General features: G+C 41.1%; 25 protein-coding genes. 18 read left to right on the plus strand and 7 right to left on the minus strand.

The window, feature by feature from the left end; genetic code table 11:
• The first annotated feature begins 429 nt into the window (after positions 1 to 429).
• From cyoA to MUS1_RS01020, 8 genes are all read left to right on the plus strand, one after another.
• Positions 430 to 1,281 (plus strand): ubiquinol oxidase subunit II, encoded by an 852-nt coding sequence (gene cyoA / locus MUS1_RS00985; RefSeq protein WP_211236402.1) that lies wholly within the window; start codon positions 430 to 432, stop codon positions 1,279 to 1,281.
• Positions 1,268 to 3,370, plus strand: a complete 2,103-nt coding sequence (locus MUS1_RS00990) for a cbb3-type cytochrome c oxidase subunit I (RefSeq protein ID WP_051436029.1) — start codon at positions 1,268 to 1,270, stop codon at positions 3,368 to 3,370. Before cyoA ends, MUS1_RS00990 begins: the two co-directional genes overlap by 14 nt.
• A gap of 71 nt (positions 3,371 to 3,441) precedes the next feature.
• Entirely contained in the window at positions 3,442 to 4,062 is a 621-nt protein-coding gene (gene cyoC, locus MUS1_RS00995) for a cytochrome o ubiquinol oxidase subunit III (protein WP_036157853.1), read from the plus strand.
• Entirely contained in the window at positions 4,062 to 4,397 is a 336-nt protein-coding gene (gene cyoD, locus MUS1_RS01000; protein ID WP_036157856.1) for a cytochrome o ubiquinol oxidase subunit IV, read from the plus strand. Before cyoC ends, cyoD begins: the two co-directional genes overlap by 1 nt.
• Before the next feature lie 16 nt (positions 4,398 to 4,413).
• Positions 4,414 to 5,322, plus strand: coding sequence for a heme o synthase (gene cyoE / locus MUS1_RS01005; RefSeq protein WP_036157859.1), 909 nt, complete (start codon positions 4,414 to 4,416; stop codon positions 5,320 to 5,322).
• A complete protein-coding gene (locus tag MUS1_RS01010; protein ID WP_036157862.1) occupies positions 5,319 to 5,942 on the plus strand; it encodes an SCO family protein in 624 nt (207 codons plus the stop codon). Before cyoE ends, MUS1_RS01010 begins: the two co-directional genes overlap by 4 nt.
• A 38-nt stretch (positions 5,943 to 5,980) precedes the next feature.
• Positions 5,981 to 6,490, plus strand: a complete 510-nt coding sequence (locus tag MUS1_RS01015) for a hypothetical protein (RefSeq protein WP_036157866.1) — start codon at positions 5,981 to 5,983, stop codon at positions 6,488 to 6,490.
• Positions 6,491 to 6,501: 11 nt separating this feature from the next.
• Positions 6,502 to 6,933 (plus strand): copper chaperone PCu(A)C, encoded by a 432-nt coding sequence (locus tag MUS1_RS01020; protein WP_051436030.1) that lies wholly within the window; start codon positions 6,502 to 6,504, stop codon positions 6,931 to 6,933.
• A gap of 47 nt (positions 6,934 to 6,980) precedes the next feature.
• Here the strand turns inward: MUS1_RS01020 and MUS1_RS01025 are convergent, their stop codons facing one another.
• A complete protein-coding gene (locus tag MUS1_RS01025; protein WP_051436031.1) occupies positions 6,981 to 7,466 on the minus strand; it encodes a TlpA family protein disulfide reductase in 486 nt (161 codons plus the stop codon).
• Positions 7,467 to 7,744: 278 nt separating this feature from the next.
• Between MUS1_RS01025 and MUS1_RS01030 the strand changes: the two genes are divergently transcribed.
• Entirely contained in the window at positions 7,745 to 9,409 is a 1,665-nt protein-coding gene (locus MUS1_RS01030; protein ID WP_036157872.1) for a tannase/feruloyl esterase family alpha/beta hydrolase, read from the plus strand.
• A gap of 7 nt (positions 9,410 to 9,416) precedes the next feature.
• On the opposite strand, the gene MUS1_RS01035 is transcribed toward MUS1_RS01030, so the two are convergent.
• A complete protein-coding gene (locus tag MUS1_RS01035) occupies positions 9,417 to 9,887 on the minus strand; it encodes an SDR family oxidoreductase (protein WP_084035510.1) in 471 nt (156 codons plus the stop codon).
• 100 nt (positions 9,888 to 9,987) lie between these two features.
• Between MUS1_RS01035 and MUS1_RS01040 the strand changes: the two genes are divergently transcribed.
• The 9 genes from MUS1_RS01040 to MUS1_RS01080 all read left to right on the plus strand — a co-directional run bounded on the left by MUS1_RS01040 (position 9,988) and on the right by MUS1_RS01080 (position 18,736).
• Positions 9,988 to 10,413, plus strand: coding sequence for a MarR family winged helix-turn-helix transcriptional regulator (locus tag MUS1_RS01040; RefSeq protein WP_036157875.1), 426 nt, complete (start codon positions 9,988 to 9,990; stop codon positions 10,411 to 10,413).
• Between the two features lie 48 nt (positions 10,414 to 10,461).
• A complete protein-coding gene (locus tag MUS1_RS01045; protein WP_036157878.1) occupies positions 10,462 to 11,526 on the plus strand; it encodes an HlyD family secretion protein in 1,065 nt (354 codons plus the stop codon).
• 10 nt (positions 11,527 to 11,536) lie between these two features.
• Complete coding sequence (locus MUS1_RS01050) at positions 11,537 to 13,054, plus strand: DHA2 family efflux MFS transporter permease subunit (protein ID WP_036157881.1); 1,518 nt, start codon at positions 11,537 to 11,539, stop codon at positions 13,052 to 13,054.
• A gap of 112 nt (positions 13,055 to 13,166) precedes the next feature.
• On the plus strand, positions 13,167 to 13,775 hold the full coding sequence (locus tag MUS1_RS01055) for a gamma-glutamylcyclotransferase family protein (RefSeq protein WP_036157883.1): 609 nt from the start codon (positions 13,167 to 13,169) through the stop codon (positions 13,773 to 13,775).
• Positions 13,765 to 14,826, plus strand: coding sequence for a class I SAM-dependent methyltransferase (locus MUS1_RS01060; RefSeq protein WP_036157886.1), 1,062 nt, complete (start codon positions 13,765 to 13,767; stop codon positions 14,824 to 14,826). The genes MUS1_RS01055 and MUS1_RS01060 overlap by 11 nt, the downstream gene beginning before the upstream one ends.
• 188 nt (positions 14,827 to 15,014) lie before the next feature.
• Positions 15,015 to 15,473, plus strand: a complete 459-nt coding sequence (locus MUS1_RS01065; RefSeq protein ID WP_036157890.1) for a YehS family protein — start codon at positions 15,015 to 15,017, stop codon at positions 15,471 to 15,473.
• A gap of 323 nt (positions 15,474 to 15,796) precedes the next feature.
• A complete protein-coding gene (locus MUS1_RS01070) occupies positions 15,797 to 16,723 on the plus strand; it encodes a tripartite tricarboxylate transporter substrate binding protein (protein ID WP_036157893.1) in 927 nt (308 codons plus the stop codon).
• Positions 16,724 to 16,790: 67 nt separating this feature from the next.
• Entirely contained in the window at positions 16,791 to 17,249 is a 459-nt protein-coding gene (locus MUS1_RS01075; RefSeq protein WP_036157896.1) for a tripartite tricarboxylate transporter TctB family protein, read from the plus strand.
• Positions 17,246 to 18,736, plus strand: a complete 1,491-nt coding sequence (locus MUS1_RS01080; RefSeq protein WP_036157899.1) for a tripartite tricarboxylate transporter permease — start codon at positions 17,246 to 17,248, stop codon at positions 18,734 to 18,736. Before MUS1_RS01075 ends, MUS1_RS01080 begins: the two co-directional genes overlap by 4 nt.
• Before the next feature lie 235 nt (positions 18,737 to 18,971).
• On the opposite strand, the gene MUS1_RS01085 is transcribed toward MUS1_RS01080, so the two are convergent.
• From MUS1_RS01085 to MUS1_RS01105, 5 genes are all read right to left on the minus strand, one after another.
• A complete protein-coding gene (locus MUS1_RS01085) occupies positions 18,972 to 20,024 on the minus strand; it encodes a peptide ABC transporter ATP-binding protein (RefSeq protein ID WP_036157903.1) in 1,053 nt (350 codons plus the stop codon).
• Entirely contained in the window at positions 20,021 to 20,989 is a 969-nt protein-coding gene (gene dppD, locus MUS1_RS01090; RefSeq protein WP_036157906.1) for a dipeptide ABC transporter ATP-binding protein, read from the minus strand. Before dppD ends, MUS1_RS01085 begins: the two co-directional genes overlap by 4 nt.
• 11 nt (positions 20,990 to 21,000) lie before the next feature.
• Positions 21,001 to 21,927, minus strand: a complete 927-nt coding sequence (gene dppC / locus MUS1_RS01095) for a dipeptide ABC transporter permease DppC (RefSeq protein ID WP_051436032.1) — start codon at positions 21,925 to 21,927, stop codon at positions 21,001 to 21,003.
• A gap of 11 nt (positions 21,928 to 21,938) precedes the next feature.
• A complete protein-coding gene (locus tag MUS1_RS01100; RefSeq protein WP_036157909.1) occupies positions 21,939 to 22,949 on the minus strand; it encodes an ABC transporter permease subunit in 1,011 nt (336 codons plus the stop codon).
• A 180-nt stretch (positions 22,950 to 23,129) separates the two neighbouring features.
• Positions 23,130 to 24,725, minus strand: a complete 1,596-nt coding sequence (locus MUS1_RS01105; protein ID WP_036157912.1) for an ABC transporter substrate-binding protein — start codon at positions 24,723 to 24,725, stop codon at positions 23,130 to 23,132.
• Between the last annotated feature and the right edge of the window lie 588 nt (positions 24,726 to 25,313).

Genomic DNA, 25,313 nt, shown 5'->3' on the forward strand with positions numbered 1-25,313 from the left:
ATAATTAGGCATATTTTATAAGGCGCTAGCATCAAATTTCTTGCTGGCCTTGGTTCAAGATATCGGGCTTTAGATGGATTTATTTTACTCATGTAGTATAGTACGCGCCGTGAAAGATTGATCTAAATCACTAAACTGTGCGTAACCATAATTAATTGCTTAAACAATTGATTATGGAGTGTGATTTAAAGTCACGATGGTTGTAAAAGCGCTAGCGCGAATATATAATTGTCAGGCTTAATTTACATATACATGCAATATGTGGGTGTGTTTTTTTGATGATCTCTATGGAGATGCTCATTACTGCGTTTTTTAAGCATTCAATTTAGTTTTCATAGCTAGTTTCATTGTGTTTATGAATTCTAATGAGTTTACGTTAAGCGCCTAGTTTGCTTGTAAAAGCTGTTCTAGGACATTCTGAGGTTACAGATGAAGAAAAAACTGTTCCAGTCAACTATGCTGCTTTCGCTTGCACTACTTCTAAGTGGTTGTGAGCTAGCCTTGTTCGATTCAAGCGGTGTCACGGGCAAACAAATGGGTGACACTATTCTACTTACTATGGGATTGATGCTTATTGTAGTTATACCAACTATTTTAATGACTATCTGGATTCCATTTAAGTACCACGCAAGTAAGAAAGATGAGTCTTACGATCCAGAGTGGGAGCATTCTAGTAAAATAGAATTTTTTGCTTGGGGTGTGCCTATTGTGATTATTGTCGTGTTAGCGACGATCACCTACATTACATCTTATTCACTTGACCCTAGAAAAGAGCTTGTTTCTGATAAGAAGCCTCTAACTATTCAAGTAGTGGCAATGGATTGGAAATGGCTTTTCTTGTTCCCAGAAGAAAAAATAGCTGTCGTTAACGAAGTTGCCTTCCCTGTTGATACGCCTGTTAAATTCTTGGTTACTTCTCAGTCTACAATGAATTCATTCTTCATTCCTAAGCTGGGCGGGCAAATATACGCAATGGCCGGCATGGAAAACCGTATAAACATAATGGCGAATGAAATTGGTGAGTACCGAGGTATATCAGCAAACTATAGTGGTTTTGGTTTTGCGGGAATGCGTTTTAAAGCAAAAGTCACCTCAGAAGAAGATTTTGAAAAATGGCTAGAAGGCGTTAAGGCTTCTGACCAAGTACTAACCGGTGCTGAATATGATCGCTTAATTGAAAAGACACGTGATCATAAAGTGGAGTATTTCTCATCAATAGATCCTCTACAATTTAAGAATATTATTGAGTCTTTCACTGGAGCCCAAAATGGTTCAAACTGATTTAATCAAAGATCCTCATGTGCTGACTGGTAAGTTGCACTGGGGTGTTATTCCTTTCCATGACCCTGTTGTGGCGCCAGTCATGTTTGCCGCTATTTTTGGTGGTTTGCTGTTGGTTGCTTTTATTACCTACAAAAAACTGTGGGGCTACTTATGGGACGAATGGTTTACTTCTGTCGATCATAAAAAAATAGGCATAATGTACTGTATCGTTGCGTTAGTGATGCTAGTACGAGGCTTCTCTGATGCCATCATGATGCGAACACATCAGGCGTTATCAACGTCCGATACGTTCGGTGAAGGTTTCTTACCTCCCGAACACTATGATCAAATATTCACCGCTCATGGTGTGATTATGATCTTCTTCGTGGCGACGCCACTGATGATTGGTATCATGAACGTGATCATGCCGTTACAGATCGGTGCGAGAGACGTTGCGTTCCCTTTCTTGAACTCATTAAGTTTTTACCTATTCCTAGTCGGTGCTTTACTAATAAACATTTCATTGTTTGTTGGTGAGTTTGCTGCTGTAGGTTGGTTAGCTTATACGCCTCTTTCTGGTATCGAATACAGTCCCGGGGTTGGTGTCGATTATTGGATATGGGCCCTACAGATATCTGGTATTGGTACAACCTTAACGGCAGTTAACTTTGTAGCGACCATTCTGAAAATGCGTGCTCCTGGCATGAGCATGATGAAAATGCCTGTGTTCACATGGACAACTTTCTGCGCCAATATTATTGCGCTCGTTATTTTCCCAATCTTAACGGTTGCTATTGCTCAATTAACACTTGATCGCTATTTAGATTTCAACTTCTTCACGAATGATGATGGCGGAAATCAAATGATGTGGGTTAACTTGATTTGGGCTTGGGGTCATCCCGAAGTGTATTTCTTGGTATTGCCTGCATTTGGTATGATTTCAGAAGTGACGGCTACTTTCTCTAGAAAAAGGCTGTTTGGCTATGTCTCTCTAATATGGGCGACGATTGCCATCACGATATTGTCTTTCCTAGTATGGTTGCATCACTTTTTCACGATGGGTTCCGGCGCTAGTGTAAATGCTTTCTTCGGCATCATGACGATGATCATCGGTATACCTACGGGTGTGAAACTCTACAACTGGATCTTTACTATGTATAAAGGTCGTGTAGAGCTAACCGCTTCTATGTGGTGGGTAATAGCGATGCTAATTACTTTCACTGTCGGTGGTATGACAGGTGTAATGTTATCTATCCCTGCAAATGACTTCATGTTGCACAATAGTATGTTCGTACCTGCTCACTTCCATAACGTAATCATTGGTGGTGCGGTATACGGCTACTTCGCTGGTTTCACATACTGGTTCCCTAAAGCAACTGGTGTGAAACTAAACGAAACGTTAGGTAAATGGTCTGTAGCACTTTGGTTCTTTGGTTACTTCTTCGCTTGGGTTCCATTATATATCACTGGTTTTGACGGTATGACTCGTCGTCTTCAGTATATTGATAACCCAGAGTGGCAAGCCTATATGTATATTGCTCTTATCGGTGTGGCGCTTATCGCAGCGGGTATCGGTACTCAGGTATTCAATATTGCTTGGAGTTTGTACAACCGTAATAAGCCTGAATACAAAGATGAGACTGGTGATCCATGGGATGCACATACTTTAGAGTGGTATACCTCGTCACCACCACAGTTCTATAATTTTGGTGATGTTCCATACATTACGGACCGTGATCAGTTACTTGTAATGAAGCAACAAGGCACGGCTTACAAACGCCCTGAAAAATATGATCGCATTCATATGCCTAAAAATACGTGGGCGGGTCCTGTGTTGGGTCTACTAACATTGCCTATGGGATTTGGTTTTGTATGGCATATCTGGTGGATGGTTATTGCATCTGTAGCTGCTATCTTCGCTTGCTGGGTCAAATTGAATTTCGAGCGTGATAAAGATTACTATGTCGAAGTTCCTGAAGTTGAAGCGATTGAAGGTGGGTTCTTGAAGAGTAATGAAGGTCGTAGCTATTACTTTGAGAAGAATGCTAAATACTACAAAAAGTGGAAGCCATCAGATCAAAATGACAGCACGGTTGTTGCTAAGTAACCAATAAACCGTAGTTATAGCGTTATTAATTGATAACGCTATAACTCGATTTTTAATTTTGGAAGATATTTATGACTGCATTAACTAACGATCATGATCTTCATGACCATGACGATCATCACCATCATGAGGCTGAAGCCGCTGATCGCTACATGTTTGGCTTTTGGCTATACATAATCAGTGACTGTCTGCTTTTTAGTACTTTGTTTGCTACTTATGCGGTAATGGGTCAAAGCGTTGCAAATGGCATTACGCCACATGAGTTATTTGACTTGAACTTTGTGGCTGTTGAAACGGCATTGTTGTTGTTGAGTAGTTTTACATTCGGTATGGCAATGCTGGGCGCCAATGTTGAAAACATGGCAAAAACTAAGTTTTGGTTAATCATTACTGCGTTGCTGGGATTAAGCTTCCTTGGCATGGAAATTTATGAATTCATTCATTTTAGCCATGAAGGCGCAACGCCACAAACAAGCGGTTACTGGACTTCGTTCTACAGCTTAGTTGCGACTCACGGTCTTCACGTAACAGCGGGTTTAATTTGGATGTTTTTCTTATTCATTCACTTTAATCGCGATGGTTTTTCTCATGAAAACAAGATTCGCTTGGCTTGTCTAAGTTTGTTCTGGCATTTCCTAGACATCATTTGGATTTGTGTTTTTAGCTTTGTATATTTAAGAGGAGCTATGTAATGTCATCATCTGAAACAGGTCCTGGTGGACAAGCTCACGGTAGCGTTAAAGAATACGTAACGGGTCTTATTCTCTCTATTGTATTGACGGTTATCCCATTTTATTTGGTAATGTCAGGCACTGGGAGTGATACCTTCACTGTTATTGCGATTGTCGTTGCTGCGATAGCTCAAGTTTTGGTTCAAATGGTATTCTTTCTTCATATGAATGGATCTTCTGAGCAAACGTGGTTAACCGTTTCTGCGGTTTATACTGTGTTTATCTTACTCTTCGTTATCGTAGGTTCATTGTGGATATTTGAGCATTTGAACCATAATATGCTAATGGGTCACTAACCTAGTCGAGAAAATTATGTTTAAAGACTATGTTTCGCTGACGAAGCCGGGCATTATCTTTGGAAACCTTATAGCCGCTGCAAGCGGCTTTTTCCTTGCTGCTAAAGGCAACATTGATTGGTTTCTATTGCTTATTGTGTTGATTGGAACAGCGTGTATTGTTGCGTGTGGATGCATTATCAATAACTATGTCGATCGCGATATAGACTTGAAAATGAGTCGTACTAAGGATCGAGCGCTTGCTCAAGGGCGTGTTAGTGTCAGTTCGGCACTTATTTTATCATTGGTTCTTGGTGCGATCGGCTTTGCGTTATTACATGTTTATACAACGGTTTATGCGGTTCTCTTTGGTGTTATTGGGATCGTCGTTTATGTTGGTCTGTATACGCTAAAGTACAAACGTAACTCTGTATACGGAACGCTTGTCGGTAGCTTGTCTGGTGCTTGTCCTCCAGTGATGGGTTATGTCAGTGTCAGTAATGGCTTTGATGTCGGCGCTGCCATCCTTTTATTGACCTTTTGCTTTTGGCAAATTCCTCATTCCTACGCCATTGCTATTAGTAGATTTGATGACTATAAAGCTGCAAACATACCTGTATTACCTGTGAAATATGGCATACAGACGGCTAGATACCATATGTATGTTTACATTGTCGCTTTTGCTATTGCTGCTTTGATGCTGTTTGAAAGAGGCTTTGTTGGCGTGGTATATGCTCTGGTCATAAGTTTAATGAGTATATATTGGATTTATTTAGTTAAGGCGGGTTATAACGTAGAAAATGAACAGGCCTGGGGCCGAAAGTTGTTCGTGTTTTCTATCATTGTTGTCACTGTATTTAGTGTTTTGATCTCTGTCGATTATGTTAACCATGGACAAGTTGAGGTTGCTTTACTTCAACACTCTCAACTGGCTATACCATCATGAATGAATCTAGGGTTTTAAAAATAGCGATATCTGTCGCTGTATTTCTTTCCATTTTTATTATTGTTTTTTATGCGACAACGACGACTCATCCAATTGGTGAAAAATACAAATCATTGAGTGAGTTAGGTGGCCCATTTACGTTAGAAACTAAAGAAGGCCCGTTTTCACTTTCTGATATTGAAGGCAAAGTGGGTGTTGTTTATTTTGGTTTCTTAAGTTGTACTGAAGCATGTCCAGCATCTATCGGTGTTGTTCAAGCAGCCTATAAGCAATTGAGCGATGATGAAAGAAATGGCGTTCAGTTTTTGTTTATCAGTGTTGACCCTGATAGAGATTCCTTGGAAGACCTTTATGACTTTGGTGATTATTATGATAATGACCTTCTCGCTCTTACGGGTACTCAAGAGCAGATAGATAAAGTTTCATCAGACTATGGTGTGTTTTTCGAGTTAACTGATTTAGAAGGCTCAGCACTTGGTTACACGGTTGATCACTCATCTCGTTTTTATATGATAGATAAGCAAGGTAAGTTGTTTACCACTATGAGTCATAGCACAACGCCAAGTGAACTTGCCGCACGTATCAAGCAGCTTCAAAATAGAGAAAGTACTTCTTCTTAATTTTTATCCATTGTTACACCTAAATGAAAGGACGTGTTATGTATCTTGTTCGTCATTTGTTTTTTGTATTTACCATTGTTCCAACGGTGCTTCTTCCTCTACATGCTCATGCTGAGACGTCTATGTCTGTGATAGTAGAAGAGCATGATATTCAACAGTGTAAGCTTCCTTTAATTGCGATTGCCGATGAGCTTATTGGAGAAAATGTTCATCGATTGCATGTGGATCAGCCTAAACTACACGCTGATAAATACCCATTTACCGTTGTTGGTGTTATTTCTTATAAAGATGATGATGCGCAAGTACAATTTAATGCGTTCCCTATGGTTAATGGTGAATGTGAAGTGTCATATCAAGAAGTCTTTGCGTCACCTGAAAATTGTTTAGAAGTTCGCGAGCAAATTTTTAAGAAGTGGGAATACGTAGGTAAATTAAGCCAAGATAGCTTCTTTCTACGACATAAAGAGCGCTTTACTAAAAACGCGACATTAACCAGTATCAAATCTGGCACTGAATGTTTAGTGACCCGTCGCCATAGTGGGATTTAAAGGGTAGCCTTATGAAAAAAATGATAGCAACGATTTTGATGGCCGTGACGCCCTTGGCTTTTTCAGCTCAATTAGAAATAAGTCGAACGAATGTAAGAGCAAATATACCAGGCAGCGATAATACAGCGGCGTATATGCTTGTTGATAATGTAACAAAGGAAGATGTGCGAATTATTGGTGCAGAGTCTGATGTGTCTGATTTTGCTGAGCTTCATAGTCACAAGATGGACGGCGATCGAATGATAATGCGTCATGAAAAGTACATTGATGTGGATGCTGGAGAAAGCCTGCGTTTTGCTCCAAATGGGTACCACGTTATGTTGATTGGTCTTAAAAAGCGAGTGAAGCATGGTGAGCAAGCGACCATCACGTTGAAATATGATGATGGTAGTTCACAAGCTTTTAAGTTCGATGTGATTGACCCAAGAAAAGCCGCTCAATAATAGCTCTAGGGGAGTTTTTTTAGCAGTAACTGTTCTAGAAAGCTCTCTCAGCTCTTTTTATTTTGATGTTTCTCTAATAAAGATTCGATCCCTTCTATTGTCACTTTTCCATGTAAAACGTCAACGATTTCTCCATCGGGAGAGAGGATATAAGTTGTCGGTAACACGGCCGGTAATGATATTGGCAGTGTTTCGAGAGACGATGTTTTTAGTACAGGGAATTGGATTTGATAACGTTTCATCAAATCGATAATTTCTTGATCTGATAAGCTGTCATAACTTATACCAAATACTCGTAATTCCCCTGCTTCTGCAAGTTCATTCAGCTCTGGAAGCTCTTCCAAACAAGGTTTACACCATTCTGCGAAATAATTAACGAGCGTCCATTTCTCACTTTTCCATCCGTAAGATTGTCCTGAAACGGCCTCAAAAGAAGGTGAGCTACGCAAATTCATAACGATTGCAAGCGTCAATACTGGAATAAGAGCACATCCAAGAAGCTTAATGACGAAAGACTTATTTTTTATAAACATAATAAAGGCTCAAACTGATTGAATTAAAAGGCAGGAAGCTTAGAACTATGAAGTGTAGAACGGTCTCTAAACAATCCAGCAATGATAACGATAGGTACTAGTTTGAGCAAGGTGAAGACCTAGTAAGAAATCAGCATATAGTCATTGAAAAAAATCCAATAACATTTATTTCCATTCATCCTTTTCTTGAAAACTTCCTATTTGCTTCATTATTCGCTATTTTGATTATCCGTTGGTTAAATTTAATTTGACGCTCAAATTCAAAAAGGACGATGTTGATGAAAACGCTTTTAACCTCGATAGTTGCTGCTAGTTTTAGCTTTATCCTAGGCTCGAATACAGCCTATGCTGATACTCTCCGTTGCCAAGCGTTGTTAACAAAAGCCCCAAAAAATGTAGATATCAAAGTGGCTATGCAGGCGCCTAATAAAGAAGTCAGAAGCGCTTTTTGTTTGGTGTCAGGTGTTATGGCTCAACGTCTAGGTGTCGATGGAAAATTCTACTCAATTAAATTCGAATTGCGTTTACCGAACTATTGGCAAGGTCGTTTTGCTTACCAATTTAATGAAGGTAACGGAGGTGTAGTAAAACCTGCATTGGGTGCAGCAACAGGGCTTTTATCTTCACAGCATGCGATTAATCAAGGCTTCGCTGTTGTTTCTAGTAATGCTGGCCATGACGCAAAGTCTTATCCAGAAGCCGGTCTCGCAGGTGGTGTCGCATTTGCTCATGACACTGAAGCTCTTCGTGATTATGCTTATGGTGCTGTACAAAAGTTAAACCCTGTGGCGCGCTCACTTGTCGAAAGTTATTACCAATCTCCAATCAAGTATTCTTATGGTATTGGCCAATCAAATGGTGGTCGTTTAGCCATGGTTGCTGCAACGCGTTTTCCGACCATGTTTGACGGCCTTCTCGTTGGTTCTCCTGGATTTAACGCTCCTAAAGCCGCATTGCAACATGCTTGGGACGTGCAAGTGTTACATAGAGTAAACGACGATATTAGCCAATCTTTAACCAAGCGAGATCTTGACTTTTTTACACGCCGTATGTTGAACCAATGTGATGCATTAGATGGCATCCATGACGATATGATTTTTGCGTCTGATGCTTGTCAGACCATTTTTGAACCTAAAGCATTGGTGTGTAAAAGCGATCTTGATCGCGATTGTTTACCTTTGACTAAGGTTGCCGCGTTAATTCAAATGCACAAAGGGCCGCATAATTCTAAAAACCAAGCGCTGTATACTAGCTGGATTTATGATGCGGGTATGCGTTCTAATAACTGGCGAATGTGGAAAGTTGAAAGTGATATTTCTGCATGGAGTAATAAGCCAGTTGGTCTTGTTATGGGCGCGGCTTCATTGGCACATATTTACACAACGCCTTATGCAAACATAAAGGGAGATTTATTCTCATTTGAAAAATACTTGTTGTCTTTCGATTTTGATAAAGATGCGCCCAAAATCTACGCAACAGATGAAAGAATTAAAGAATCGGCAATGACAGTAATAACGCCACCTGATGCTGTGAAGCCTAAGTTAACTGGGTTCAAGCAACATGGTGGAAAAATGATGGTCTTTCATGGAAACAGTGATCCTGTTTTTTCAATAAAGGATACAATTCGCTGGTATGACTTCTTAGATTTTGGTTTAGGTGGTAGCGCACAAGAGTTTGTTAAATTTTATCGGATCCCTGGAATGCCTCACGGACAAGGTGGCGCATCAGCAGATCAGTTCAATATGTTGCAACCTTTGATTGATTGGGTAGAAATAGACAAAGAGCCACAAGCAGTGATTGCCTCGACGAGGTTGGATAACCCAGAAATTACATCTCGCATGGCGGGGTTAACTCGTCCGCTTTGCCCTTACCCTGCGTATGCACATTATCGAAGTGGTAATTATTTGAATGCTAGCTCTTTTAGTTGCGCCATTACTAAATAACATAAGACTATCGTCCTCCAGCGACATCGATAAAAGTTCCTGATGTATAGCTGGCTTTATTACTGAGCAGCCAAAGAATCGCCTCGGCGACTTCCTCTGGTTGCCCTCTGCGTTTCATTGGAATACTCGGAGCCAGTCGATTGACTCTGTCTACTTCGCCACCATCTTTGTGCATATCCGTATAGATAAATCCCGGTCGTACGACGTTAACGCGGATGCGGTCATCTGCAACTTCTTTAGCAAAGCCTTTCGAGAATGTATCTATCGCACCTTTACTGGCGGCGTAATCAACGTATTCATTAGGCGATCCGCTGACTGCGGCAAGTGATGAAACATTCACAATGCTACCACCCATCCCTCCTTCACTAATGGCCATATGTGCAAACGCGGCCTGACAACAAAGAAAGGTTCCAAATACATTGGTTTGAAAAGTACATTGCCAGCGAGCCGGATCTGTTTTGACAAAAGGACGTTTTATTTTATATCGATTGAGGAACTAATCGTCAGTTTATTATTGGTATATTGAAACTAGTAAGTAATGTATATAATAATCATAAGATACTAATTTTGGTGGCAATATGAAGACGACAAATCTTGGCTTTTTGATGACAGACATAGTGCGTTTGATGCGCCGTGAATATCAAAAGAGTCCTTTACCTATGACGCCGATGCAAGCGCGAGCTTTAGTGTACGTCGCTCGTAGTGAAGGTATAAAACAGGTGACATTGGCTGAGATGCTAGACATTCAGCCCATTACCTTAGCGCGTTTGATTGATCAGCTGGTACTCGACAATTTGGTGGAGCGTCGTGCTGACCCTAAAGATCGTCGGGCGTATGGACTGTATTTAACCGAGCATGCTGCACCTTGCTTAAAAGACATAGACGTCATAATACAAGAGGTGCGAGTAAAGGCGTTAAAAGGCCTGACAGAAGAGCAGGCGGCGGCGGCCATTTCTGCCTTAGAAATGATGCGAGCCAATTTATTATCGGACTTTTCTGATTAACAACGACACGACAGACGTTAGACAGAAAATACTTGGAGAACACTCGCCATGAGCGAACAAGAAACGAATCAAACCCTTCCTAAACAAGTTGAAAAGCGGACGACACGTCGTGTTTTATTAATTGTTATTCCATTGGCTGTCGTGTTGACCGCTATGGTGGTCTATATGATGGGGGGCCGCTATGTTGAGACAGATAACGCCTATGTACAATCAGACATTACGAAAATTAATGCAGAAGTGTCAGGCGCGATCAAATCGGTTTCTGTAAAAGAGAACGAAAAAGTCCGTGAAGGCCAACTGTTATTTAGTATAGACGCAACGCCTTTTAAACTAGCAGAAATGAAAGCGAAATCTCAGTTATACCAAGTGAGACTGAATATTCTAGAGCAGAAAGCCGCGTATGAAGAGAAAAAGTCAGAAATCGCGTTGGCCGAAAATCAATATGCGTTTAATCAACGAGAAGAAAAGCGTCAGGCGAATTTACTCAAGCAAAAATACATCTCAGACACTCAGTTTGATCAAGCCCGACAAGCAGCAGAAGTGAGTCAATTGAATGTCGCGACCTTGAAGAAAGACCTGTTTCGTTTACAAGAAGCATTGGGCGGTGATCCAAGTGCGCCATTGGAAGATCATCCTAGTTATCAATCCGCTCAAGCCGTATTGGATCAAACACGTATTGACCTTGGTCATGTAGAAGTAAGAGCGCCGACGTCTGGCATTGTCGCGAAAGTCCCCCATGGTGGTGAATATATTACAACAGGTGCAATTGCTATGGTGTTGGTTTCTGATCGTCTCCAATGGATAGAAGCGAACTTTCCAGAAAAAGATTTAACAAATGTAAAGCCGGGACAAGAAGTAGAAATCGATGTAGATGCTTACCCTGGCATTGTATTGAAAGGAAAAGTAGAAAGCATCAGTCCAGCGACCGGCTCTGAGTTTTCTGTTATTCCTGCGGAAAATGCCACAGGGAATTGGGTCAAAATAACGCAACGTTTGTCGGTGAAAATTCAGATAGAAACAGACTCAAATACACCAGTTTTACGTACAGGTTTTAGTAGTACGGTAAAAATAGATACAGAACATCATCGTCGTTTATTCGGCATGGTTTTGTGAGGCGGTAGCGATGACAGCTCAGCAGGTCTCACAATCGGGTAATAGTACGAATCGCGTCATGATTACTATCTCGGTGATGTTAGCGACGATTATGCAAGCGTTAGACACGACGATTGCTAATGTGGCTTTGCCTAATATGAAAGGTGCGATGGGCACGACACAAGATCAAATATCATGGGTGCTGACCTCTTATATTGTGGCAGCGGCGATTTGTATGCCACTGACGGGCATATTAGCTGCAAAAATAGGCCGTAAACGCTTATTTATGTGGTCTATTGTTGGCTTTACCGCGACGTCCGTTCTATGCGGAATGGCGCAATCATTAGATCAAATAGTGCTGTTTCGTTTGTTGCAGGGGGTGTTTGGTGCCAGCTTAGTGCCTTTGTCCCAGTCAGTGCTTTTGGACACGTACCCGAAAGAAAAGCATGGTTCTGCGATGGCAATGTGGGGCGTTGGCGTCATGGTTGGCCCTATCTTAGGTCCTTATCTAGGAGGCTTACTGACAGAGTATTACAGCTGGCGTTGGGTGTTTTATATTAATGTGCCGTTTGGCATTATTGCATGGCTTGGTCTGGCGGGTTTCTTAGAAGAAACAGTGCTGGATAAAAAACGCCGTTTTGATTTGTTTGGTTTTGTGTTGTTAGGTCTAACGATTGGTTGCCTGCAAATGATGCTTGACCGAGGCGAGTCACAAAACTGGTTTGATAGCTTAGAAATTGCTATTGAAGGGTTATTAACCGTTGTTTGTGGTTATATGTTTTTGGTTCATGTGTTCACTCATAGTCACCCTTTTATTGATCCTAAAATGTTTCGAGATCGAAACTTTAGCATCGGTATGATTTTCATTTTTATTGTGGGCATTATTTTATTAGCATCGATGACATTGTTACCGCCATTTATGAGTGTGTTAATGGGTTATCCAGTGGTAGACATCGGCGCTATATTAGCGCCAAGAGGATTTGGCACCATGGGAGCTATGATCATTGTTGGGCGTTTAAGCAACAAAGTCGACGCTCGATTGTTTATCACTTTAGGTCTGTTATTAATTACATTTTCTATGTGGGAAATGACCTTGTTTACCACTGAAGTGACGTCGTGGAATATTATTTGGACAGGTATAGTGCAAGGTATTGGTCTGGGCTTTATTTTTGTCCCGTTATCAACTATTAGCTTTGCGACATTAGAGCCAAAATATCGTAATGAAGGCACCGCGATGTTTAGTTTGTTAAGAAACATCGGCAGCAGTATTGGTATTTCTGTTGTGACGACCTATTTGGCTCAGCGAACTCAGATCAATCATGCCGCGTTTGCAGATTATATTACGCCGTTTAATCTTGCCATACAGATGGCACAAGAACAGGGTTCGTATGACATCACAACAACAGAAGGTTTAACGGGGTTGAACGCCGTTGTAAATGGTCAAGCGGGAACGCTCGCCTATCTGCAGGACTTCCGTTTGATGATGTGGGTGACATTGGCTGCATTGCCTTTGGTGCTTCTCCTTAAAGGTCCTAAAAAAGTGCTCTGAATAACGTCTTCGTGCGTTCAATTTCACGCTAAGCTAGTACTGTTTAATGTCACAGGCTATCATGCGTGTCATTCTTATTATTCATTTTATCAAGTCCTGTTCGGAGGCTACCGTGAGCGCATCAAATCGACATTTCATTCTTGGCTACGGCAGCCTTATTAGTAGTGAGAGTCGTTCTAAAACTGGTGAAACAGGCCATGTTTGGCCGGTTAAGCTTCATGGATTTGAACGGCATTGGTCGGTGATGTCTGATTGTTTTGGTATGAGCTCAGTCGCAGTCATTAAAGCGCCTGAGAAATATTGTAATGGTGTTTTAGCCGAAGTTCCTTTTGAACAATTTCCACTGTTTGATGAGCGAGAACGAGGCTATCATCGTGCGATGATAGCACCTGAGCAATTGATGCCTTATCAAGAAGAGCCGCTGCCAGAAGGGACGTATTGGGTTTACTATACGGATAACATTGTAGAACCAAGTCCAAATAGCCCTATTGTATTGAGCTATCTAGATGTCATTCTGTCTGGCTGTTTAGAGCACGGCGATGCTTTCACGAAAGACTTCCTGATGCTGACCAAAGGCTGGACATCACCTTTACTGAATGACCGACAAACACCGCGCTACCCAAGAGTGCAACCTGATATTTCGACAGGGCGTTTAAATGTATTGCTAGCGCCTGTAACCACCCTTTCTTTAAAAGAGCTATCTGTAACTTATGAACCTTAACTCGACGAGCCAGTTGCTGGCACGCAACGAAGACGAATTATCTGGCAAAATTTTATTTGCCAACCCAGAAGACACTTATCCTTTGGATATCAGTAGAAAAGCGGATGTGTATGCTTGGTGTCAATCTAAAACGTTTTACGATGCGTTATCGCGTGTTGGTTTTGCAGAGGATAAATTATTCCTGTCAGAACAATGGACAACTGAAAACGGCAGTGATTTTGATTACATCGTTGTTTATCAGCCTAAAGCAAAAGAGTTATTAGATTATTTATTAGCGTCCGTTTTACCTCTTTTAAAAGAAGGTGGACAGATTTGGTTAGTAGGCGACAATAAAAGTGGTGTGAAATCCTCTGCGAAACGTTTAGAGGTGGGATTGGATGATGTCGGTAAAGTTGACGGAGCAAAGCATTGTTTACTTTATGCTGGCTATAAGCGCCGTCCTGCGAAGCCTTTCGTATTTGAAGATTGGATTGTCACTTGGCAACAAGAGGTTGCTGGGCAAAGTTTTACCTTGTGTAGTCTTCCGGGCGTGTTTGGCCACGGAAAATTAGACAAAGGCACAGGGCTGTTTTTGGATCAGCTAAACGAGCATCGCTTCATGAGTGATGTTGCCAGCGCTCGAATTCTGGATTTTGGTTGTGGTGACGGCATTATAGCGCTTTGGATGTACAACAAAACAGGCGCTCGTATCACTGCATTAGATGACAGTGTATTGGCTTTAAAAGCCACTGAGTTGACCTTTGCGGCCAATCAAGCCAGTGACGCTGTGACGACGATTGCATCAAATGGTTTGAATGAAGTGAAAGGGCGATTTAATTACGTTGTAACAAATCCACCATTTCACACAGGTGTGAACACAGATTACAGCATTGCTGAAAGCTTCTTTATGACAGTGAAACAGCATCTAACTTTGAATGGTGAATTGTTTGTTGTGGCGAATGACTTCTTACGATATCCACCTATTCTTGATGCTGCGCTTGGTTCACACACACGTCTTTTCAGAGACAAAGGTTATTCTATTTACCATGGTCGCCAGCCGAAAAAACGCTAGTCGTTAATGGGATCAAATGGTGCCAATTAAACGCGCAACTTTTTATGAGATGCGCGTTTTTTTATTTTAGGTTTATTTGATAGATGAATTAAAAAGTAATCAAAGAGCTCCTCTGTTAGAATCATGCCTTATGAATCTCACAGCCCATTATGTTGATGGTGCTGACACCCTAACACTAGGAATCCATTTTGAATAACAACGATGTTTTACGCCGCCTTCGCTACACTTTTGATCTAAAAGAACTCTCTATAGTAGACATTTTTGCTTCTGCTGAAGAAACAATAGCGCAAGAACAAGTTACGGCTTGGTTGAAGAAAGAAGAAGAGACGGGTTACGTGGAAATGATCGATGTTGAAATGGCGACTTTTCTAAATGGTTTCATCAATACCAAGCGTGGAAAACGTGAAGGCGCACAACCTGAACCTGAAAAACGTTTAACGAATAATGCTATTTTCATGAAGCTGCGTATTGCATTAAACCTGCAAGCAGAAGAAATTTTAGACATCATGTCTCTGGCAGAATTTAACTTGAGTAAGCATGAGCTGAGCTCTTTCTTTCGCAAGCCAGACAATCGCCATTATTGCGAATGCAAAGATCAAATTCTACGCAATTTTTTAATGGGCCTGCAGAAACATTATCGCGCTTAAAACATTATTATTTGAAACTAAAAAACGTCATCTGACATAGCTTGAATGACGTTTTTTTATGATCAGTTAATGGGGTGTTAGTGAGTCAAAATAACGCTAAACCCATGAATTTTATGCTTGAGAATGGCGTTCTTGAATTATGAATTTTGCTTTTTTCTATTGCATTGTTAAAATTATATATTAATGTATGTCGAATGTTTGGTGGCTGAGACCTTGAGGTATTCGTATTGATAATCTATTTTAAGGTTATTAATTTCTAGTTAAATCAAAGATTTAAGATCTATCGAACAAATAAAATTACAATAAAATAAAAGGTGAATCGTATGAAAAAAATTATAAAAAGTACGCTAATGGTTGCGGCTTTCGCTTTCGTTGCAGGTGTTTCTGCTGCTGACTACCCTTCTAAGACTATTCGACTAGTTGTTCCTTTTAGTCCTGGTGGTGGAACCGATTCCGTAGGTCGTGCTCTTGCCAATTCTGCTAAAGATGTTCTAGACCAAAATATCATTGTAATGAACAGAACTGGCGGTTCTGGTGCTGTTGGTATGAGCTTTGGTGCACAGCAACGTGCAGATGGTTACACTCTGACTGTTGTGACACGTGAAATTGCCTCTTTGCCACAACTGGGCTTGATGCAAAACGATGCAGACGACTTCAAACTTATTCGCATGGTGAACCTAGACCCTGCTGTTGTGCTTGTTAGCAAAGACAGCCCTTTTGAGAGCATCAACGACCTTGTAGAAGAAGCCCGTAAACGAGAAGGCAGCCTTAAATTCGCTTCTACTGCGAAGCCTAACTTCTATTTAATGGCGTTAGAAAAAAGCCAAAACATCAAACTTAACGCGATCCCTTACAATGGTGCATCGGAAGCGATTCCTTCCGTTCTAGGTAATCATACTGCCGTCACTATGGTGACACCTGGTGAAGCGATTTCTCAGCTTAAAGCAGGACAATTGAAAGCGCTTGGTATCATGTCTGAAGAACGTATTGCTTTCTTACCAAACGTACCTACTTTGAAAGAACAAGGTATCGATGTTTCAACAGGTACTTGGCGTGGTATCGGCGCACCAAAAAATACACCAGATGCTGTGATTGAAACATTAGGCAAAGCATTTGATGTTGCAATGGCTTCTCCTGAATTCAAGAAATTCATGGAAAATGGTGCAATGACGATTCATAACTTGAACGCAAAAGAGTTCACTGAGTTTGTCGCTGAAGACACTAAAAAATTAGGTGTTCTTCTTAACTAACAGTAACAATAGTGATCAAAGTCGCCTCTAATATATTAGAGGCGATTTTTTAAATTAGGTTCTAGACATGAATAGTAAAAACCTTGCTTTTCCGATAATCATTATTCTTATGAGTATTGTGGCTTTATTTTTTATAAGTCAATTCCCTTCGCCAAGTTATCAAGATTCGAGTGTTAGTTCGAAGTTTTTCCCCAGCGCGATCGCTATTATACAAATAATAATTTGCTCTTTTATTATCGTAGGTGAATATATTAATAGAAAAGACAAGGCAGAAAATAAACCCTTGTTTAATAAATATTCGTTATTTGGTGCGTTATTTCTTATAGGGTATGCCGTTTTAATTTACATATGCGGTTATCTTGTTTCGACGCTATTAGCGTTTATCATTTATTTGTTATTTTTTAGAAGTAAAAATATTTGGTATTACGTTACGGCTTTGGTTTTTACTTTGGTTGTTTATTACGTATTTGCTAATGTTTTTTACGTTGCGCTACCTGAAGGTCTTATTACGGAGTTAAATTCATGATTGAACATTTATTTAATGGATTATTAACTGCTTTAAGCTTTGAGGTGTTTCCTGTTTTATTATTCGGGGTTGTTGGCGGTATTATATTAGGCGCCATGCCTGGATTAACGGCAACAATGGGTGTCGCTATATTGCTTCCATTTACCTTCGGTATGGAATCAACACCAGCTCTTGTTATGTTAATCGGTGTGTATATTGGTGGGATATACGGTGGTTCTATTGCTGCCATATTATTAAATACTCCCGGGACACCTGCTTCGGCAGCGAGTGTTTTAGATGGCTATACATTAACTAAGAATGGCCAAGCTGCAAGAGCATTAAGCATCTCTGCAATCTCTTCATTTACTGGCGGAATAATAAGTACTATTTTATTAATCGCCTTTGCTCCGATCTTAGCCAACTTTGCATTAAGATTTAATGCACCAGAATATTTTGCATTGGCGCTTTTTGGTCTTACGATTATATCAAGCATTTCTGGTAGTAATCTTTTGAAAGGATTACTTGCAGGTACTATAGGGCTTTTGATATCGACTGTTGGTCTAGACCCTATTAATAGCGTTCCAAGATTTACCTTCGGCGTATTAGATTTATATTCTGGCATCAGTATCATCCCGGTATTAATCGGCCTTTTCGCATTGTCTGAAGCGCTAACTCAATTAGAAACAGTTATTAGTGATAAGAAACAAGTATTGCGTAGTTTTAGTTTAAAAATGCTAAGCCGTAAGGATTTAAAAGAAATCACCCCAACGGCTGTTAAAAGCGGTGTAATAGGAACCATGATAGGAAGTATTCCTGGAGCGGGTGCAGATATTTCTTCTTTTGTTTGTTATAACGAAGCAAAACGTGCATCAAAAAATCCTGAAGAATTTGGTAATGGTTCAATTAAAGGCTTGAGTGCAGCTGAGTCTGGTAATAATGGCGTAACCGGTGGTGCATTGGTTCCTCTTCTTACGTTGGGAGTTCCTGGTGATGCTGTAGCTGCCGTTCTTTTAGGTGCGTTAGTTATTCAAGGCTTGAGCCCAGGGCCTTTATTATTTACTTACAGCCCAGACATTGTGTACGGTATATTTAGCTCAATGTTGGTCGGCAATATAATTATGCTGATTGTTGGTCTTGTTGGTATTCGATTCTTCTGTAAGATTATTGAGATCCCTAGACTATTAATGATCCCAGTAATTATGTTTTTATCAATCATTGGTGCTTACGCTATCAATAATTCAATGTTTGATATTGGTGTGGCAATCTTCTTCGGACTATTAGGGTTTACCTTAATAAAATTCCGTGTACCTTTGTCTCCGATATTAATTGCAATGATTCTTGGTCCGATGGCTGAAACGAATTTAAGAAAATCACTTTTATTATATGAAGGCTCATGGTCTTTTTTATATGACAGACCAATTGCTTTATTTTTCGTGGTACTGACATTGTTCTCTGTTTATACCGCAATACGTTTTAATATGAAGAAAAAGACATCAGTTAAAAGTTAATTAATAGAAAGTTAAAAGTTCTATTTAAAAGGTGAGATAAAGTTAACCATCTTTAATGGTTTACTTATCTCACCTTTTTTATTAAATTCAGAAAATCAACTTTAATCGAAACAATAAATCTGAAGTCCCAGCCAATAGTTAGGCAAAAAAAACGCCCTTACGGGCGCTAAAAATCACTGTGAGGTGACTGTTTTTCATCAAACTAATTCATCTTGCTTGTTTATTTACTCAGAGTTTAAGCGGCACCTTGAGTCGTTAAGTTAATACGATTCTCTTCTACTGCGTGACAAGCAATCAAATGGCCTTGCTCTTGGCTTTCTTTATTGTCTAATCTCAAGGACGGTGTTTCAGTTTTACAGCGATCATTCGCGTAGCTACAACGACCATGGAAAGCGCAACCAGACGGTGGATTCAGCGGAGATGGTAATTCACCTTCTAGCTTAATGCGTATACGGCGTTTTTCTGGTGAAAGTTGAGGTGTACTAGATAACAAGGCTAAGGTGTAAGGGTGCTTTGGATTCTCGAACAGTTGTTTTCGAGTACCTTGCTCTACCACCTTGCCAAGATACATCACCATAACGTCGTCGGCGATATGTTCAACCACAGATAAGTCATGAGAAATGAACACATAGCTCAAGCCAAACTCTTCCTGCAAATCCATCATCAAGTTCAAAACTTGCGCCTGAACAGACACGTCGAGAGCTGAGACAGGCTCATCAGCAACGATGACGTTTGGATCGAGCATCAAACCACGTGCAATGGCAATACGCTGACGTTGGCCCCCAGAGAACATATGTGGATAGCGATCATAATGTTCTGTCTTCAGTCCAACTTTCGCCATAATAGCGAGGGCTTTTTCTTTGCGTTCTGCTTTTGACAACGTGGTATTAATAACCAGAGGCTCTTCCAAAATCGCGCCAATTTTCTTACGTGGATTCAATGAACCATAAGGGTTCTGAAAGATGATCTGAATCTTCTGACGAAGTTTCTTTTGAGCATCTTTATTTAAGGTTAGTAAGTCTTCACCTAGGTGCGCCAAGCTGCCGTCTGTTGGTGTTTCTATCATAGTGAGCATTCGGCCTAGAGTCGATTTACCACAACCAGATTCACCCACCACAGCAAGGGTTTTGCCTTTTTCAAGGTTAAAGCTAATCCCGTCTACTGCTTTCACAACCGCATCTGGCTTAAACATGCCTTGTTTAACGTGGTAATGCTGTTTGAGGTTATTCGCTTTTAAGATTAATTGATTATCGACTGTAGTGTCGAATGAGTCATCGAATTGATTCATGCGGCTGGTCTCCCTTCGCTGTCCAATGGCGTGTGGCATTTTACTTGGCGATCAAGATCACCTTGGTTCGCAGGCTCCACTTTACGACAATGATCTGTTGCATACGGGCAGCGAGGACTTAATAAGCAGCCAAGTGGACGATCATATTGACCTGGAACTACGCCGGGTAAGGCTTCTAATCTTGCTTTACCTGCAGCTGATTCTGGTAACGAAGCAAGTAGTGCTTGAGTATACGGATGCCTTGGTGTGCTAAAGACTTCTGATGCAGGGCCAGATTCAACAATTTGTCCTGCGTACATCACAATGACACGATGAGCCACTTCAGCCACAAGTGCTAAATCGTGAGTGATTAGCACCAAGCCCATTTGTTTTTGGCGTTGTAGGTCAATCAATAGATCAATGATTTGCGCTTGGATAGTTACATCCAATGCCGTTGTTGGCTCATCAGCGATCAATAGACGTGGGTTACACGCAATCGACATGGCAATCATTACACGCTGGCTCATTCCACCAGAAAGCTGATGAGGGTAATTATCCAAACGTGACTCAGGCGCAGGGATACCGACTTGAGTCAGTAACTCAATCGCTCGCATTTTTAGTTCTTTCTTACTGCCACCTTGGTGCGTTTTTAATGCTTCAATGATTTGGTAACCCACGGTAAAGCATGGGTTCAAGCTGGTCATTGGGTCTTGGAAAATCATCGCAATATCGGAGCCTGTTAGCTTACGACGTTGCTTTTCTGGCATGGCTTGTAGATCTTGGTTATCAAAAGTGAGTCGGTCCGCACTGACTTTACCAGGGAAATCGATCAATCCCATGATAGACAAAGAACTGACACTTTTGCCTGAACCAGATTCCCCAACAATGCCAAGGACTTCTCCTTCCTCGACTTTATAACTGATGTTATCCACGGCGCGAAAATTGCCGAAGGTAACGCTTAAATTTTCTAATTGGAGTAATGACATAGTAACCTCTCCTACTGTTTCAATTTAGGGTCAAGAGCGTCGCGTAAGCCATCGCCCATGAGGTTAAACGCCAATACGGTGATCAGAATCATCAAACCTGGGAAGGTGACAACCCACCATGCGCGTTGTACAAATTGCAGAGCGTTAGCCAGCATTGAACCCCATTCTGGCGTTGGTGGTTGTGCACCAAGACCAAGAAAACCCAGTGCCGCCATATCAAGAATTGCCGTTGAAAAGCCAAGCGTTGCTTGCACAATTAAAGGTGCTAGACAGTTTGGTAAAATACACACAAACATCAGACGCAAAGGACTTGCGCCAATGACTTGTGAAGAAGTGACATAATCACGAGACATTTCCGCCATGGTCGCAGCACGAGTTAATCGTACGTAATGAGGCAGTGACACGATGGAAATCGCCAACGCTGCATTAACAATGCTTGGCCCTAAAATCGCGACAATCGCAATTGCCAACAATAAGCTCGGCATAGCTAACATTATGTCGACAATTCGCATGATTGCTGTGTCTATCATGCCTTTGAAATAGCCAGCCACAAGACCAAGTAAAATCCCCATGATCAAGGATGCCGTTACCGCCACAATACCAACGGCAATAGAAAGGCGAGAGCCATAAATTAAACGTGACAAAATATCGCGGCCAACGTCATCGGTACCCAATACAAAAGACCAGTTTCCACCTTCCAACCAAGCTGGAGGTAGTAGCAAAGCATCGCGGTATTGATCAGATGGAGAATGTGGCGCAACAAAGTTGGCAAAAATCGCCATAAAGAAAATCAGTGCGATAACAATAAGGCCGCCAAGCGCCCCTCGGTTACTGCTGAAGTAATGCCAAAACTCTTGAAATGGCGTCATAGGAATCGGCGCAGACACTAGGTTATTATCTGTTGACGTTTCTGTCGTATTTGTAGTTTGAATGGTCATAAAACGTCTCCTTATCGGCTATGTCGAATGCGTGGGTTAATTATGCCGTAAGTGATATCTACCAAGAGATTCACAAAGATGATGATACAAGCAACAATTAAGATACCGCCTTGTACAACAGGGTAATCACGCCGACCAATGGATTCGATTAACCACTTACCGACCCCCGGCCAAGCAAAAACAGTCTCCGTCAAAATCGCACCAGATAGTAAAATACCGACTTGTAAACCGATAACTGTGATAACAGGAATCAAGGCATTACGCAGAGCATGAATAACAATAACTCGCCAAGGCGCAATACCTTTCGCACGGGCTGTACGAATGTAATCTTCGTTCAATACTTCTAGCATAGATGAACGAGTCATACGGGCAATCACCGCCATAGGAATCGTTCCAAGAACGATACTTGGTAAAATAAGGTGAGAAACTGCCGAGGTAAATGCACCTTCTTCGTCAGATAAAAACGTGTCAATCAGCATGAAACCAGTGACATCTTCAATCCAGTAGGTGACATCTATCCTCCCTGAGACCGGCGTCCAACCAAGGTTGACGGAAAACACCAGCATGAGCAGTAAAGCCCACCAAAAGATGGGCATGGAATAACCGGTGAGAGAAAACGTCATCACCGAATGGTCAATAACCGTACCGCGCTTTACTGCTGCAAGAATGCCTGCGGGCAAACCGATAAGAATGGCGAATAGAGCGGCGCATGTGGCCAGTTCTATTGTCGCTGGGAATAAGGTTAAGAACTCACTCATTACTGACTCTTTAGTAACAAGAGAGTTGCCTAAGTCGCCTTGTAGAACGCCCGTCACATAACGAAAGTATTGGATATACAACGGCTTATCAAAGCCTAATTGAGCGCTTAATTCAGCATGACGTTCAGGGCTTACACCACGCTCGCCAGCCATGACATCAATAGGGTCACCCGGAATTAAGCGAATAAGGGTAAAGGTCAATAAAGTGATTCCGATAAAGGTCGGAATAACGAGACTCAAACGACGAAAAATAAATTGAAACATAAAGGACTGATTCTCTTACGATGTTATAGGAGCGCAAATATGTACTGTATTCAATAGTTTGTTCGATTTGATTAAGTGTGGGTTTAATCAGATCCGCTCTATGAACAAAATGCCTACTCACGTCCCAGCGAGCAGGCATTTTATAAGTTGTCCAATTAAGGACGATTTTCTAAACGCTGTTTATTTACTAACGTTGTAGAAGAAGTGACCACCAAGTGGATCTACTTTATAGCCTTTTACTTCTTTACGAATTGGTTCGTAAACGACAGAGTGAGCAATGGTGATCCAAGGTGCTTCACGTTTGAAGACAACCTGAGATTCTTCATACAACTTAGTACGTTCTGCTTTATCGGCAGTCAGTTTTGCACCTAGCAATAAGTTGTTGAATTCTTCGTTACACCATTGCGCGCGGTTAGAGCCACCAAGGCCTTCACAGCCAAGTAATACGTATAGGAAGTTATCCGGGTCACCATTATCACCAGTCCAACCTAATAGAACGGTATCGTGCTCACCTTTCTTAGAGCGATCTAGGTATTCACCCCATTCATATGAAACGATTTCTGCTTTTACGCCAATTTTTGACCAATCTTCTTGCATAACTTCCGCCATACGACGTGCATTTGGATTGTATGGACGTTGAACAGGCATGGCCCAAATGTTGGTAGTAAAACCATCTGGATAACCGGCTTCAGCTAACAGTTTTTTCGCTTTTACAGGGTCATATGGATAATCAACAACGTCGTTGTTGTAAGACCACATTGTTGGTGGAATTGGGTTCTTAGCTTCTTTACCAGCGCCTTGGAAAACCGTATCAATGATTGCGCTCTTATCTGTTGCAAGGCTCAATGCTTGGCGAACTCGAACATCATCAAATGGTTTTTTCTGAGTGTTAAACGCTAAGTAACCAACGTTCAAACCTTCTTGGCTTAGTAGGTTGATGTTTGGATCCGCTGCCATTTGCTTAAGATCAGCAGGGTTTGGATAAGGCATAACATCACATTCGCCTGCTTTTAGTTTCGCATAACGAACAGAAGCATCTGGTGTGATAGAGAAAACAAGACGATCAATTTTCGCTTTGCCTTTCCAGTAATCTTCAAACGCTGTGTAGCGAATCAAAGAGTCTTTACGATACTGAACTTTTTGGAAAGGGCCTGTGCCAACTGGATCGCTGTCTAGTTTTTCAGGTGTGCCAGCTTTCATTAAAGCATCGGCTTGTTCTTTAGAAAAGATAGACGCGAAATCCATTGCCATGTTGGCAACAAAAGGCGCTTCTGGTTGGTTCAGAACAAATTTAACCGTGTAGTCATCGATTTTTACGATTTCTTTGACTAGCGTGTCCATACCCATAGCTGTGTAGTACTCATAAGAGCCGCCAGAGACCATGTGGTAAGGGTTGTTTTTATTACCTTGACGATCAAACGAGAAAATTACATCGTCTGCGTTAAAATCACGTGTTGGTTTGAAATCTTTAGTTGAATGGAACTTAACGCCTTTACGCAAATGGAAAGTGTATTCAAGACCATCGCTTGATACGTCGTAGTTTTCAGCCAGACCGGGTTCTGTTTCCGTTGTGCCTAATTTGAATTCCAACAAACGGTTGAACATGTTTTTGGATGAGGCATCAAAAGTTGTACCAGAAGTGTAAAGAGAGGCGTTGAAGCCTTCAGGGCTACCTTCTGAACAGTAGACTAATGTGGTGGCAGCCTGAACAGATGTTGTGCTGATTGCTCCGGCGGTGATGAGTGCAAGCGATAATGCTGTTAACCCTTTTTTCATTGTGTAACTCTCCATTAGCATAATTATAAGCGTGCAAAGCACGTGGAAGTCGATTCAAGGTATTCGTTACTTTTGTGATTTCTTATAGAGGGCCAAGCGATAATGTTAGAGCGCTTCGTGAAAACGAACACTGTTTAAACGTGTGTCTAAACAGTGTTGTTTTGTCTCGTCCTTGAGCCCCCTTTAGCCATTAAAATCACCTTGAATAAACAAAGTCATTAATAAATAGCGTCATTGAAGATTACTCAAGCCTCATTAAATGACCAATCGAAATAATGATATGGCCTATGCGTGTAATGAATACAAAATATACATAATGGCGTGAAAGCCTTTCAGACTAAGGCTTAAAGGGAATAGGAAAACGTAAAAAATGTGTAGATAATGTGTGAAAGTTTTTATTTTTAAAAAATATGCGCCATTGATTGGATGGTTTTCAATGCTTCAAAGCCGCGAGTTCTCTTTGAAATAAAGGGTCTTCGGAAATTAAAAAAGCATCAAAACAACAAAGCCTGATATGCAAACACATCAGGCTTTGTTGGTTCATTAAGGGCGGCTATTCAAAGAATCCATTTAGAGAAAGGACTCTGA

The organism is Marinomonas ushuaiensis DSM 15871 (genome assembly GCF_000521805.1).
In the GTDB taxonomy this organism is placed as follows: Bacteria; Pseudomonadota; Gammaproteobacteria; order Pseudomonadales; family Marinomonadaceae; genus Marinomonas; species Marinomonas ushuaiensis.

Excerpts from the sequence above, each read along its gene's own strand:
- cyoA (WP_211236402.1), top strand. The coding sequence starts at position 430 with ATGAAGAAAAAACTGTTCCAGTCAACTATGCTGCTTTCGCTTGCACTA.
- MUS1_RS00990 (WP_051436029.1), top strand. The coding sequence starts at position 1,268 with ATGGTTCAAACTGATTTAATCAAAGATCCTCATGTGCTGACTGGTAAG.
- cyoC (WP_036157853.1), top strand. The coding sequence starts at position 3,442 with ATGACTGCATTAACTAACGATCATGATCTTCATGACCATGACGATCAT.
- cyoD (WP_036157856.1), top strand. The coding sequence starts at position 4,062 with ATGTCATCATCTGAAACAGGTCCTGGTGGACAAGCTCACGGTAGCGTT.
- cyoE (WP_036157859.1), top strand. The coding sequence starts at position 4,414 with ATGTTTAAAGACTATGTTTCGCTGACGAAGCCGGGCATTATCTTTGGA.
- MUS1_RS01010 (WP_036157862.1), top strand. The coding sequence starts at position 5,319 with ATGAATGAATCTAGGGTTTTAAAAATAGCGATATCTGTCGCTGTATTT.
- MUS1_RS01015 (WP_036157866.1), top strand. The coding sequence starts at position 5,981 with ATGTATCTTGTTCGTCATTTGTTTTTTGTATTTACCATTGTTCCAACG.
- MUS1_RS01020 (WP_051436030.1), top strand. The coding sequence starts at position 6,502 with ATGAAAAAAATGATAGCAACGATTTTGATGGCCGTGACGCCCTTGGCT.
- MUS1_RS01025 (WP_051436031.1), bottom strand. The coding sequence starts at position 7,466 with ATGTTTATAAAAAATAAGTCTTTCGTCATTAAGCTTCTTGGATGTGCT.
- MUS1_RS01030 (WP_036157872.1), top strand. The coding sequence starts at position 7,745 with ATGAAAACGCTTTTAACCTCGATAGTTGCTGCTAGTTTTAGCTTTATC.
- MUS1_RS01040 (WP_036157875.1), top strand. The coding sequence starts at position 9,988 with ATGAAGACGACAAATCTTGGCTTTTTGATGACAGACATAGTGCGTTTG.
- MUS1_RS01045 (WP_036157878.1), top strand. The coding sequence starts at position 10,462 with ATGAGCGAACAAGAAACGAATCAAACCCTTCCTAAACAAGTTGAAAAG.
- MUS1_RS01050 (WP_036157881.1), top strand. The coding sequence starts at position 11,537 with ATGACAGCTCAGCAGGTCTCACAATCGGGTAATAGTACGAATCGCGTC.
- MUS1_RS01060 (WP_036157886.1), top strand. The coding sequence starts at position 13,765 with ATGAACCTTAACTCGACGAGCCAGTTGCTGGCACGCAACGAAGACGAA.
- MUS1_RS01070 (WP_036157893.1), top strand. The coding sequence starts at position 15,797 with ATGAAAAAAATTATAAAAAGTACGCTAATGGTTGCGGCTTTCGCTTTC.
- MUS1_RS01075 (WP_036157896.1), top strand. The coding sequence starts at position 16,791 with ATGAATAGTAAAAACCTTGCTTTTCCGATAATCATTATTCTTATGAGT.
- MUS1_RS01080 (WP_036157899.1), top strand. The coding sequence starts at position 17,246 with ATGATTGAACATTTATTTAATGGATTATTAACTGCTTTAAGCTTTGAG.
- MUS1_RS01085 (WP_036157903.1), bottom strand. The coding sequence starts at position 20,024 with ATGAATCAATTCGATGACTCATTCGACACTACAGTCGATAATCAATTA.
- dppD (WP_036157906.1), bottom strand. The coding sequence starts at position 20,989 with ATGTCATTACTCCAATTAGAAAATTTAAGCGTTACCTTCGGCAATTTT.
- dppC (WP_051436032.1), bottom strand. The coding sequence starts at position 21,927 with ATGACCATTCAAACTACAAATACGACAGAAACGTCAACAGATAATAAC.
- MUS1_RS01100 (WP_036157909.1), bottom strand. The coding sequence starts at position 22,949 with ATGTTTCAATTTATTTTTCGTCGTTTGAGTCTCGTTATTCCGACCTTT.
- MUS1_RS01105 (WP_036157912.1), bottom strand. The coding sequence starts at position 24,725 with ATGAAAAAAGGGTTAACAGCATTATCGCTTGCACTCATCACCGCCGGA.